9 protein-coding genes and 2 pseudogenes are annotated in these 12,159 nt (G+C 73.1%); 5 read left to right on the top strand and 6 right to left on the bottom strand.

The window, feature by feature from the left end; all coding sequences use genetic code 11:
• Positions 1-157: 157 nt before the first annotated feature.
• Complete coding sequence (locus PZB75_RS18960; protein ID WP_275536497.1) at positions 158-1,540, bottom strand: transcriptional regulator; 1,383 nt, start codon at positions 1,538-1,540, stop codon at positions 158-160.
• A 251-nt stretch (positions 1,541-1,791) separates the two neighbouring features.
• Between PZB75_RS18960 and PZB75_RS18955 the strand changes: the two genes are divergently transcribed.
• The 3 genes from PZB75_RS18955 to PZB75_RS18945 are packed head-to-tail and all read left to right on the top strand — an operon-like array spanning position 1,792 to position 5,020.
• Positions 1,792-2,475, top strand: a complete 684-nt coding sequence (locus PZB75_RS18955; protein WP_275538763.1) for a bifunctional DNA primase/polymerase — start codon at positions 1,792-1,794, stop codon at positions 2,473-2,475.
• 38 nt (positions 2,476-2,513) lie between these two features.
• Positions 2,514-3,362, top strand: a complete 849-nt coding sequence (locus PZB75_RS18950) for an ABC transporter ATP-binding protein (protein ID WP_275536496.1) — start codon at positions 2,514-2,516, stop codon at positions 3,360-3,362.
• Entirely contained in the window at positions 3,359-5,020 is a 1,662-nt protein-coding gene (locus PZB75_RS18945; RefSeq protein ID WP_275536495.1) for a transporter, read from the top strand. Before PZB75_RS18950 ends, PZB75_RS18945 begins: the two co-directional genes overlap by 4 nt.
• 628 nt (positions 5,021-5,648) lie before the next feature.
• On the opposite strand, the pseudogene PZB75_RS18940 reads toward PZB75_RS18945, so the two are convergent.
• Together PZB75_RS18940 and PZB75_RS18935 are read right to left on the bottom strand one after the other, a co-directional pair.
• A pseudogene (locus tag PZB75_RS18940) lies at positions 5,649-6,509 on the bottom strand (alpha/beta hydrolase); the annotation flags it as partial.
• Between the two features lie 792 nt (positions 6,510-7,301).
• On the bottom strand, positions 7,302-7,994 hold the full coding sequence (locus PZB75_RS18935) for a metal-dependent transcriptional regulator (protein WP_275536494.1): 693 nt from the start codon (positions 7,992-7,994) through the stop codon (positions 7,302-7,304).
• A gap of 220 nt (positions 7,995-8,214) precedes the next feature.
• On the opposite strand from PZB75_RS18935, the gene PZB75_RS18930 reads away from it, so the two are divergent.
• Positions 8,215-8,970 carry an SIS domain-containing protein gene (locus PZB75_RS18930; RefSeq protein WP_275536493.1) on the top strand — a complete coding sequence of 252 codons (756 nt, stop codon included), beginning with the start codon at positions 8,215-8,217 and terminating at the stop codon, positions 8,968-8,970.
• A gap of 511 nt (positions 8,971-9,481) precedes the next feature.
• Here PZB75_RS18930 and pdxH read toward each other — a convergent pair.
• Positions 9,482-10,108, bottom strand: coding sequence for a pyridoxamine 5'-phosphate oxidase (gene pdxH, locus PZB75_RS18925; RefSeq protein ID WP_275536492.1), 627 nt, complete (start codon positions 10,106-10,108; stop codon positions 9,482-9,484).
• A 244-nt stretch (positions 10,109-10,352) separates the two neighbouring features.
• Between pdxH and PZB75_RS18920 the strand changes: the two are divergent.
• A pseudogene (locus tag PZB75_RS18920) lies at positions 10,353-10,604 on the top strand (citrate/2-methylcitrate synthase); the annotation flags it as partial.
• A gap of 92 nt (positions 10,605-10,696) precedes the next feature.
• On the opposite strand, the gene PZB75_RS18915 reads toward PZB75_RS18920, so the two are convergent.
• A complete protein-coding gene (locus PZB75_RS18915) occupies positions 10,697-11,371 on the bottom strand; it encodes a TetR/AcrR family transcriptional regulator (protein ID WP_275536491.1) in 675 nt (224 codons plus the stop codon).
• A complete protein-coding gene (locus tag PZB75_RS18910; RefSeq protein ID WP_275536490.1) occupies positions 11,359-12,093 on the bottom strand; it encodes an enoyl-CoA hydratase family protein in 735 nt (244 codons plus the stop codon). Before PZB75_RS18910 ends, PZB75_RS18915 begins: the two co-directional genes overlap by 13 nt.
• Between the last annotated feature and the right edge of the window lie 66 nt (positions 12,094-12,159).

The following is a 12,159-nucleotide window of genomic DNA, read 5'->3' as shown; positions in this document are numbered from 1 at the left end:
GCCTCCAGGCGGGCACGAGGCGCGCGCCGGGGCCGCACGGTCGGGTGAAGCCGCTGGTGGCGGGCGCCGCGGGCCCGGCTCACCACATCCGGAATCCGGGAATCGGATCGGACGGAGTGCGCTCGGAAGATCCGCGAGGCGACCCCGCGGGCGGGTCTCAGGCCGCCTGCAACTCCATCCTGGCGCCGAACTCGCGGACCGCGGGCTCGTCGCCGTACGGCACGAGGCGCTGCTGAAGGTCCTCCAGATACTCCGCGCCCCGGCTGGAGCGGACCGTGGCCAGGAGTTCCATCGCCTCGGTGCCCGTGTGGCAGGCCTGTTCCACCTCGCGCCGCTGGACCTGGGCCGTGGCGAGCAGGACCAGTCCGATCCCGCGGCGGCGGGCCCGGGACTCCGGGAGGCCCGCCAGGGCCTCGGAGGCACGCCGGGCCGCCTCCTCCGCCTGTCCGAGGTCGCGGTGGCAGTGGGCCAGCTCGTCGGCGAGGTAGGCGTGGTCGAAGTGGGCGATCCAGTCCGGGTCGTCGCCCTTCTCCGGGTCCGCGTGCTCCAGGGCGGTCAGCGCCCGGCCCGCGGCGAGCCGGCAGGTCTGGGCGTCGCCGAGCAGGGCGTGACCGCGGGCCTCGGCCGCGTGGAACATCGCCTCCGCCCGTGGTGTCACCCGGCCGCGCGCCCCCTCCAGGGCGGCGCGGGCCAGCTGGGCGATCTCCCTCGGGTTGCCGAGCTGGGCCGCGAGATGGCTCATCGAAGCGGCCAGCACATAGCCGCCGTACGCCCGGTCGCCCGCCGCCTGGGCCAGTCGCAGGGCCTGGATGTAGTAGCGCTGGGCGAGCCCCGGCTGGCCGGTGTCGATCGCCATGTAACCGGCCAGCTCGGTCAGGCGCGCCACCGCCGCGAACAGCTCCCGGCCGACCGTCTCCCGGTACGCGCCGGACAGCAGCCCGGAGACCACGCTGTTGAGGTAGTGCACCAGGACCGGCCGGACGTGTCCGCTGCCGTACCGGTGGTCGAGGTCGACCAGGGCGGCCGTCATCGCCCGTACCGCCTCGACGTCCGACCGCCCGACCCGCGCCCCGGCCGTCCGCGCGACCTGCGGGTCCGCGCCCGTGATCAGCCAGTCGCGGCTGGGTTCGACCAGCGCCGACGAGGCGACCGACGAGCCGGACAGGAAGTCGCGACGGCCGACGTCGCTGCGCCACAGCTCACAGACCTGCTCGATCGCGCCGAGTACGGTCGGCGCGAACTGGAGACCGACGCCGGCCGCCAGGTTCTTGCCGTTGGCCATGCCGATCTCGTCGATCGTGACCGTGCGGCCCAGCTTCCGGCCCAGTGCCTCGGCGATGATGCCCGGCGCCCGGCCGCGTGGCTGCTGCCCGCGCAGCCAGCGGGCCACGGACGTCTTGTCGTAGCGGAGATCGAGCCCGCGCTCCGCTCCGACCATGTTGACGCGGCGGGCGAGACCCGCGTTGGAACATCCGGCTTCCTGGATGAGCGCCTGGAGCCGTTCGTTCGGCTGGCGGGCGACGAGAGGCCTTGTTGCCATGTTTCCCCCTGGGCCGCAGTGATCGATGGAGGGGATCACTGCCCGGCTGTTGGACAAGGAATGCGTACATTCAGCACGTTCGTCGTGCCCGTTCCCCCGGAAGTGGGTACCCAGCCACCATCGCTCCACCTCACGCGCGCCCCCGGCCATGCACCCGTGCGCCCCGCGTGCTGGACCGGTGCGCCCTCCTGACACCCCGGGCGCGACCGTAACCCCCCGTGACCCCGGGAGTTGAGCTGTTCGTGGAAAAGCTGATCACAGTCACGCAGGCCGGCCCGGTCCCCCGGCACACCGTTCCCCAGCAGCGGGGCGAATTCCAGCTGGCCGCCGCCGTGCGGTACACGGAGGAGCGGCACTGGGACGTCTGCGCGGGCACCTGGCTGGAGACCGTGGGCGGTACGGAACACTGCTCGTGCGGCGATCTCGGCTGCGCCTCGCCGGGCGCGCATCCCGCCGGGGCCGACTGGGCGGGGCTGGCCACCGGCAGCGCCGCGGCGGTCCGCCGGATGTGGACCGAACACCCCGGCGCCTGTGTGCTGTTGCCGACCGGCCGCGCCTTCGACGTGCTGGACGTGCCGGAGTCGGCGGGGTTCCTCGCGCTGGCCAGGATGGAGCGGCTGGGGCTGCCGCTCGGCCCGGTCACCCGCACGCCGGACCGCCGGATGTGCTTCTTCGTGCTGCCGGGCGCGGCCGACAAGGCGGCCGGTCTGGCACGGGAATTGGGCTGGTCGGCCGATGCGATCGGGCTGGTCGGGCGGGGTACGGGCCACTACGTCGTGGCCCCGCCGACCCGGGTCGGCGGCCGGGGCGCGGTGCAGTGGGCCCGCCGCCCCTCCCAGGCGAACCGGTGGCTGCCGGACGCCGTGGAGCTGATCAGCCCGCTCGCGTACGCCTGCGGAAGGGACGCCGCCGACGCGCGCACCAGGCTTTCGTAGGCTGGCCCCGATACGGGGACTTCGAAAGGCTGTGCACCATGTCGGACCGGACAGAGGCATACGGAGCGGACAGGGCGGGCGGCGAACGCGGCGCCGACGCGGCGGGCGGGGCGCGGGTGGCGCCGCCCGCCGTCCGCGTGGAGGGGCTGTGGAAGCGGTTCGGTGAGCAGACCGCCGTCGCGGGCATCGACCTGGAACTGCCCGCGGGCAGGTTCGTCGGGCTGGTGGGGCCGAACGGCGCCGGGAAGACCACCACCCTGTCGATGGTGACCGGGCTGCTGCGGCCGGACATGGGGAGGATCGAGGTCGCCGGGCACGACGTGTGGCGGGACCCGGTCGAGGTGAAGTCGCGGATCGGGGTGCTGCCGGAGGGGCTGCGGCTCTTCGAACGGCTCTCGGGGCGCGAACTCCTCGCGTACAACGGACGGTTGCGTGGGCTGCCGGGTGAGGAGGTCGACAAGCGGGCCACCCAGCTCCTCGACGTACTGGATCTGGCGGGCTCCCAGCACAAGCTGGTCGTGGACTACTCGACCGGCATGCGGAAGAAGATCGGGCTCGCCGCCGCGCTGCTGCACAACCCGGAAGTGCTGTTCCTGGACGAGCCGTTCGAGGGTGTGGACCCGGTGTCCGCGCAGACCATCCGAGGCGTCCTGGAGCGCTACACCCGCTCGGGCGCGACGGTGATCTTCTCCAGCCATGTGATGGAACTGGTCGAGTCGCTGTGCGACTGGGTGGCCGTCATGGCGGCCGGCCGCATCCGGGCCCAGGGCACGCTGGCGCAGGTGCGCGGCGAGGCGCCCTCGTTGCAGCAGGCGTTCCTCGAACTCGTCGGCGCGGGCGGCCGGGACACCGGGGACTCGCTCGACTGGCTGGGCGGCGACCGATGAGCGTCACCGATCTCCCCGCGGGCGCTCCCGCCACCGCGCCCGGCGCGCGCCCGGCCGGGGCGCAGGGGCTGACCCCCGTCTTCGTACGGCTGAAGCTGGCGCTGCTGCGCAACGGGCTGCGGCAGTCGTCCGGGCGCCGGGCCGCGTACGTCACCAGTGTCGTCGTCACCCTGCTGTTCACCGCGCTCCAGCTGACCGGTCTCGTGCTGCTGCGCGGCCACGCCCACGCGGACGCGCTGGTGGTGCTGCTCGTGGCGGTGCTGGCGCTCGGCTGGGCCGTGATGCCGCTGTTCTTCCCTAGCGGTGACGAGACCCTGGACCCGACCCGGCTGGTGATGCTGCCGCTGCGGCCCCGGTCGCTGATCGTGGCGCTGCTGACGGCGTCGCTGGTCGGCCTCGGTCCGCTGTTCACGCTCTCCCTCGCGGTCGGCTCGGCGATCGCACTGGCGCACGGCGCGGCGGGTGCGGTGTTCGCGGTGGTGGCCGTACCGCTGGCGCTGCTGGTCTGCGTGGCGCTCGCGCGGGCCGTCGCGGCGGGCAACATCCGGCTGCTGACCTCGCGCAAGGGCCGCGATCTGGCGGTTCTGAGCGGTCTGGTGATCGCGGTGGGCATCCAGTTCGTCAACTACGGGGCGCAGCGGCTCGGCGCGGCGGGCGGGCTGGCCTCCCTCGACCCGGCAGCGGCCGTGCTGCGGTGGGTGCCGCCGGCCTCGGCGTTCGGGGCGGTGGACTCCGCGTCGAAGGGGGCGTACGGGCAGGCCGTGGCGCAGTCGCTGCTGGCCGTGGCGGCGCTGGTGTGCGCGGTGTGGCTGTGGCAGCGCAGCCTGGAGAAGCTGATGACGGCCCCGGACGGCTCGACGCTCGCCGCCGCGTCGCAGCCGGAGCGCGCGAGGTCCGGCAGGAGCGGTGGCGGGCTCTGGAAGCTGCTGCCGGAGGGGCGTACGGGCACGGTGATGCAGCGCAGTCTGCGGTACGCGGTCCGCGACCCGAAGACCAAGGCGGCCTGGGTGACGTCCCTCGCGGTCGGTCTGATCGTGCCGGTGATCAACGCGGTGCAGGAGCATGGCTCGGTCTACTTCGCGTGCTTCGCCGCCGGGATGCTCGGCACCCAGATGTACAACCAGTTCGGGCAGGACACGTCCGCCTTCTGGATGGTGTCGCTGACGATCTCGTCGGCCCGGGACGCCTATCTCGAACTCCGGGCGCGCGCCCTGGCATTGCTGGTGGTCACCGTGCCCTACTCGGTCCTGGTGACCGTGGTGACGGCGGCGGTCGTCGGGAACTGGAAGGCGCTGCCCGAGGTGATGGGCCTGTCGCTCGCGCTGCTCGGCGCGATGCTCGGGCTGGGTGCGGTGGCCTCGGCCCGTTTCGCGTACTCGATCCCGCAGGACGGCGCGCACAAGAGCGTGGCGCCCGGACAGGCCGGGATCGCCTCGATCAGCATCTTCGGCGGGATGCTCTTCGCGGCGGTGCTGTCCGCGCCGCTGATCGCGCTGACGATCTGGCTGCATCTGAGCGGTGGGCACGGCTGGCTGTGGCTGATCCTGCCGGTGGGGGCGGGCTACGGAACGCTGATCGGCTGGGCGGGGCTGCGGCTGGCCGCCCCGCGCACGGCGGACCGGCTGCCGGAGATCCTGGCCGCGGTCAGCAAGGGCTGACCGGTCGGCGGACCAGGGGCACGGGGCTTCCTTCGGGGGTACGGGGTCAGGGGGCTGCGGGGCTCCAGGGGCACGGGGGTCGTGGGGCGCGGGGCTTGGCGGCTTCGGGGTCGCGGGGGCGGGGGCGCGGGGCGTGGCGGCTTCGGGGTCGTGGGCTTGGCCGCTTCGGGGTCGTGGGGCTTCGGGCGCGTGCCGCTTCGGGGTCGCGGGCTTCGGACACGTGCCGCTTCGGGGTCGTGGGCTTCGGACACGTGCCGCTTCGGGGTCGCGGGCTTCGGACACGTGCCGCTTCGGGGTCGTGGGCTTCGGACACGTGCCGCTTGGGGGTCGTGGGCTTCGGACACGTGCGGGTCCGCAGCCAAGGGGTTACGGGGACAGGAGTCGCGGTGCTCCAGGGCTACGGGGTCGGGCGGGCACTGTCCGCCGGGGTCACGTCATGGGGAGACGGATTCCTCGGTCTCGGCGGGGTCCTCGGCGCCGCAGGGTCGTCCGTCCCGGCCGGGACGGCGGTCCCGGTGGGATCATCCGTCCCGGCGGAAGCCTCCGTCCCGGCAGGGACTTCGGTCCCGACGGGATCATCCGTCCCGGCAGGGACTTCGGTCCCGGCGGGGTCCTCGGTCTCGGCCGGGTCCTCGGCGAACTGCTCCAGGAAGGGTTCGACCGCCGCGCGCCAGCCGTCCGGCTGGTCGTAGTGGACGAGGTGACCCGCGTCCACCACCTCCGCGTACTGCCCGCGTGGCAGCACCCGCACCATTTCCTGGGCCTCGGCCCGTCCCAGCTCGCCGTCGAGTCCGCGCAGCACCAGCGTCGGGCAGCGCACCCCGGCCAGTTCCTCCCAGTGCGCGTCGTACACCCAGGTCGCCCGGGTCCTGAGCATCTGGCGGCGTGAGAACACGGGCCGCCAGCCGTCCGCCCGCTCGGCCATCACCTCCGCGTAGAAGTCGCCGCGCGCCGGGTTCGGCCGCTCCACCCACGGGTCGTCCTCGCCGAACCACTTCCGTACGTCGGCGAGCGTCGCGAACGGCACCGGCCAGGTCTTGAACCAGTCCTCCCACTCCCGCTGGGAGGCCGCTCCCAGCGCGGTGGCCCGCATGTCACAGATGACCACGGCCCGGACCAGGTCGGGGCGCTTCGCGGCGAGCTGCCAGGCGGTGAGCGCGCCCATCGCGTGCCCGATGAGGATCACCGGGGCGAGCCCGAGCTGTTCGATCGCCGCCTCCACGTCGGCCACGTACGCCTCACGGTCGTACGGACCCTCGGCGGGTTTCTCGCTGCGGCCGTGGCCCCGCTGGTCCAGGGCCACCGCACGGTACCGGTCGGAGAGCCGGCGGGCGGTGGCCGCCCAGTGCGAGGCCCGGCCCATCAGCCCGTGGAGCAGTAAGATCCCGGGCGCGCGCCCACCCTCCGCAGGTCCCTTGGGCGGATCGGCGAACTCCCAGGCCGCGAGGCGTACGCCCCCGGTCCCGGTCACATCGATGCGCCGCACCATCTGTCCTGGCACCCCCTTCTGGTTCTCGGTCACCACGTGAACGCGTCACGGCAGACTATCGAACAAAAATTCGAAGGCCGAGGTCTGCTCACCAACACCCCTCGTTCGAGTGACACCGCCCAAGGATTGGCGACGGTCGGCGAGGGGAGATCTTCTGCGGGAGGCGGACCGTTCGGGGACGACGGTCCGAGGGGATTGGCCTTGAGAGCTCGGGGCTCCAGGTCAGCCACGGGGAGGACGGGCCCCGGCGCCGTGCGGTGCCGGGGCCCTCTCCCGCGCTCACGGGCCTCCGGCGCAGGGGGACGTCGACGGCCGGGGGGACCAGGGCGGCGTGGCCCCGGGTAGCCACCTGCCGGCGCGTGTGCCGGTGCCTCGTGAGTCGTCGCGGCTTGTGCCGGTGCGGCGTGTGCCACTGCCGCGTGTGCCAGTACGACCGGCGCATTCCCTGCCCCCTCCCCGATCGCGCGGCCCGGCCGGCCGTCGTCCTCAGGTCATATGCAGTGCGTCAGCGACAGCCTGGCACGGCATTCGCCCGAGCGCTGCCCTTGCGGCCGGAAATCGACACGTGGTGGCCGCGGTTCAGCGGCTCTCCTTCGCCGAGGGGGCCGCAGGCGTACTCCGGGGCGGCGTGGGCCGCAGGCGATGCCTGCGGCCTCGGGTGGAAGTGCGGGTGCGGGTCCGGAGCCGGTGGGAGTGCGGAACCGGGTCGGCGGGGGCGCGAGTGGAGACGGGGAGGGTGGTCCGATGCGGGAGCGGCCGGTGCGCTTGGCCGCTACCGCACCGCACCGTCCCTCACTGCTTGGCGACGAAGACGTGCGCGGCGACCTCGGAGTTCAGCTCCGCCGCCTCACCGCTGCTGCCGATCAGGACTCCGCCCGCGGATTCCGTCACGCTGACCACGGAGCCGGGCTGCACGCCCGCCCGTCGCAGCGTGTACATCAGCTGGGCGTCCGTCTGGATGGGCTCGCCGATCCGGCGCACCACGACGGTCTTGCCCTCGATGCCCGGGTCGAGATCGGCCAGGCTCACCATGCCCTCGTTCAGGAACGGATCGGCCTCGGTCTTCTCACCCAGCTCCTCCAGGCCCGGGATGGGATTCCCGTACGGAGACTCCGTCGGGTGCCGCAGCAGCTCCAGCACCCGCTTCTCCACGGCCTCGCTCATCACGTGCTCCCAGCGGCACGCCTCCGCGTGGACCTGTTCCCACTCCAGTCCGATGACGTCGACGAGCAGGCACTCGGCGAGCCGGTGCTTGCGCATCACGCGGGTCGCCAGTCGGCGGCCTTCCTCCGTCAGTTCGAGATGGCGGTCTCCCGCGACGCCGACCAGGCCGTCACGCTCCATGCGCGCCACCGTCTGGCTGACCGTCGGACCGCTCTGGTCCAGCCGTTCAGCGATCCGGGCGCGCATGGGGACCACGCCTTCCTCTTCGAGTTCGAGGATGGTGCGGAGATACATCTCCGTTGTGTCGATCAGTCCGGACATACGTGCCCCTCGATGAAATCGTGCGATGGCCCTGGCTCAATTCTTACTCATGACGCCGACAACCGTGTTCCGTCGGCAGCCGGGCGGTCGCGACCGGTCCCCGAGGCGGTATTGACAGGTCGCTGGTCCAGACCGCAACGTGATCGCGGCACGGACCGCCCCTGATCAACACCGTACGGACACCCACCCCCATAGCCCACCGCCGGAAAGGTCTCCATACATGAGCGACAGCAAGCTGGCCGGTCAGTTCTTCGACGCGGCGATCGGCCTGCTTGAGCGAGTACGCGACGAGGAGTCCGGCAACATCGCGGCCGCCGGTGCCGCGATCGCCGACACCGTCGCGGCGGACGGACGCCTCTTCGCGTTCGGCGCGGGGCACTCCTCGCTCGCCGCCCAGGACGTCGTCTACCGGGCCGGTGGACTCGCCCTGATGAACCTGCTCGCCGTACCCGGCACGCTGGGCGTCGACGTCATGCCCGCGACCCTGGGCTCCGCCCTGGAGCGGGTCGACGGTCTCGCCGGTGCGGTGCTGGACTCCAGCCCCGCCGAGCGCGGCGACGTGCTGGTGATCATCTCGCTCTCCGGGCGCAACGCGCTCCCGGTGGAGATGGCGATCAACGCCCGCGCCCTCGGGCTGAAGGTCGTCGGTGTCACATCGGTGGCGTACGCGGACAACACCCGCTCCCGGCACACCTCGGGCGGGTTCCTGAAGGACCACTGCGACATCGTCCTCGACAGCAAGATCTCGATCGGGGACGCGGAACTGACGGCCGAGGGCATCGAGGCGCCGTTCGCGCCCGCGTCGACCGTCGTCACCAGTGCCCTGATGCAGGCCATGATGGCCGCCGCCGCCGAACAGCTGGTGGCCCGCGGCATCGAACCGCCGCTGCTGCGGTCCGGGAACGTCGACGGCGGCCACGAGTGGAACGGCCGGGTCATGACGAAGTACCGCGACCGGATCTTCTACCGGTCGTAGGAGTCACGGCAGACGTGGAGCGGGGGCGGAGGCCGGTGCCGGCCTCCGTCGTGTGCGCCCGGTCGCCCGGCCCTGACGGAGGCCGTCGTCCGGCCCGGGGGGCGTCAGAAACACTTCTGATAAATCGGTTGTGTGCGCGCGGAGGCGGTTCCTATGGTGTGGGTACACGTTGAAAGGAGGTGATCCGGAAGTGCAGTCTTCTCGGACTCGTGAGGTGACTGCGGGCTGACGGCTCGCTGTCGCACTCTTGTGCACCTCGGCAGGCTGTCTGCCGAAACCCAATGCAGTCACCGCCCGCGGGCTCGCCGGTAAGTCCGGCCGGCTCCTCCGCAAGGAGGAACCAGAGCCCGCGGGTTTCTGCGTTCCCGGTGCCGCCGGCCCCTCGGAGCGGCGGCACGGGCAGGCGGTGTCACGGGCGGGGCCGCAGCACAGGCAGAACCGGACCACGGGCAGAACCGGACCACGGGCAGAGCCGGGTTACGGGCAGAACCGGACCACGGGCAGAGCCGGACTACGGGCAGAGCCTTTGGAGCCGCCAGCCGTTCCCCTCGCGCACGTACCGCAGCCGGTCGTGCAGCCGGTTCTCGTGCCCCTGCCAGAACTCCACCGCGTCCGGTACGACGCGGAAGCCGCCCCACTCCGGCGGCGCCGGGACCTGTTCGCCCTCCGGGTAGCGGGTCGCCAGTGCCTCGTACCGCTCGACGAGTTCACGGCGGGTGCCGATCGGTGCCGACTGGTCGCTGGCCCAGGCACCCAGCTGGGAGCCATGCGGGCGGGTACGGAAGTACGCGACGGTCTCGCCCCGGCCGACCCGCGCGGCGGTGCCCGTGACGATCACCTGGCGGGCCATCGGGTGCCAGGGGAAGAGCAGCGAGACGTACGGATTGGCGGCCAGCTCGCGTCCCTTGCGTGAGCCGTAGTTCGTGTAGAAGACGAAGCCCCGGGCGTCGAACTGCTTCAGCAGCACCGTGCGGGACGACGGGCGGCCCCCGGGGGTGGCGGTCGAGACCACCATCGCGTTCGGCTCGTGGAGGGCGCCGCCCCCGGCGACCTGGCGGAACCAGCGGGCGAACTGTTCCATCGGATCGGGGGCGAGCGCGTCCTCGGTGAGGTCCTCGGAGCGGTACTGCTCGCGCATCACGGCCGGGTCGGCGGTCGACCGGGAAGACTCGGGGGAAGGCGTCGGACCCGGGGAGGACGCGGAGGAGGACGGCCCGGAAGGGGCTCCGGGGGAACCGGGGGAGATCCCGGGAGAAGACGGAGCGGACGAAGTCACGTCCGAGGGATCTGCGGCGTCTGCGTTGGGCACGGGGCCATCTTCCCGCAGCGGTCGAACAGTGCGCGGGGAGGGTCCGGGGCGTACGTGGGGAGGGCCCTCGGGCCCGGACCGGGTGCCGACGACGAACGTCGGGTTCTGGGCGGCGATCGTGCTGGACTTCGCCGAGTTCCCGGCGCACATGTGCACGTCGATGTTCACCTGTGCCCGCACGGCGGGCTGGTCGGCGCACATCCTGGAGCGGAAGCGGACGGGACGGCTGGTGCGCCCCTCGGCGCGGTACGTCGGTCCCGGGAGCCGTGACCCGCGCGAGATCGAGGGCCACGGGGAGATCCCGGGCCACGGCGAGACCGCGTAGAACCGGACGGCGTCCGGTACCCGCACCCGGCACCCGGCACCCGGCACCCGGCACCCGGCACCCGCGGAAACCTGCCGCCTGCCGCCCACCGCTCAGCCGGTGGCGGGCGGGGCGTCCGGGCCCCGTACCGCCGGGCCCAGTGCTCCGTCCACCAGCTCCGCCCACTGCGCCACCACCCCGCGCCGGCGGGCCGTGTCGTCGGTGAGGAGGTTGGCGAGGCCCAGGCCCCGGGCCATGTCGAGCAGGCCCTGGACCGTCTCGCGCACCCCGGGCCTGGTCTCGTCCGCGCCGAGGAGTCCGACCGCGATGCGGTGCGTCTCCCGGCCGACCCGCGCTTCGAGTTCGGTGACCCTCGGGCGGAGCTGGTCCTCGTCGGACGCGGCGACCCAGAGATGCAGCGCGGCGCGGAAGAGCGGGCCGGTGTAGAGGTCGACGAGGGCGGCCACCACCGCCGGCCGGTCCTGCACGGGCAGGGCGCGCAGGGCGGCGGAGCGCTCCTCGGCGACGTATTCGACGGCCCCAGTGAAGAGGTCCTCGCGGGTCGGGAAGTGGTGCTGGGCCGCGCCGCGCGAGACGCCCGCGCGTTCGGCGACGACGGAGACCGTGGAACCCGCCCAGCCGTGTTCGGCGAGGCAGGCGACGGCGGCCTCCAGCAGCCGCTGCCGGGTGGCCCGGCTGCGGTCCTGTTTGGGCGCCTTGCCGGTGGGCCGTTCCTGCGGTGCGTCGAGGGCCGTGGCCGGTCCGTCCGGTGGTGTCACAGCGTCCATGCCGGGTCCCGCCGCTCGAAGAAGGCCGTCATGCCCTCGCGTGCCTCGTCCGAGGCGAAGAGCGACGCCGAGTGGCCGACGAGTTCGTCGGCGTACGCGTCGAAGCGGTCCCGGACGGCCCGGGTGGCCAGCCGCTTCGACTCCGCGAGCCCCTGCGGCGAGGCCCTGCGCAGTCCTTCGAGTACGGGCACGAGTCCCCGGTCCACGTCGTCCGCCGCGATCGTGACGAGCCCGGTGCGGGCGGCCTCCGCCGCGTCGAACCGCTCCCCGGTGAGGTAGTAGCGGCCGACGGCCCTCGGGTCCATGCGCGCGGGCAGCACCAGGGAGATCACGGACGGGGCGAGGCCGAGCCGGGACTCGGTGAGCGCGAACGTCGTGTCCGGACCCGCCACCGCGATGTCACAGGCGCCGAGCAGACCGAGCCCGCCCGCCCGCACATGCCCGGTGACGCGCGCCACCACCGGTTTCGGCAGCTCGACGATCCGCCGGAGCAGGGCGACGAACGCGGCCGGGTCCGGCGGGGCGCCGAGGTCGGCGCCCGCGCAGAACGTGTTGCCGGTGTGGGTGAGGACGACCGCCCGCACGGTGTCGTCGCCCGCGCACGCGTCGAGCGCGTCGGACAACTCCCCGACGAGCCGCGCGGAGAGCGCGTTGCGGTTCGCCGGGGAGTCGAGGGTGAGCGTGGTGACGCCCCGGTCGTGGGACGGGACGGACAGGGTCACGGGTGGTCCTCCCTTTCGCGCTCGCGCGGTTCGCGGTGTACGGGGGCCGACGGTACGGGACTCGGC

Origin of the sequence: Streptomyces sp. AM 4-1-1 (genome assembly GCF_029167625.1) — a bacterium.
Lineage (GTDB): Bacteria > Actinomycetota > Actinomycetes > Streptomycetales > Streptomycetaceae > Streptomyces.
Note: the sequence above shows the minus strand (reverse complement) of the source record. Positions and strands in the feature narration are given on the sequence as shown.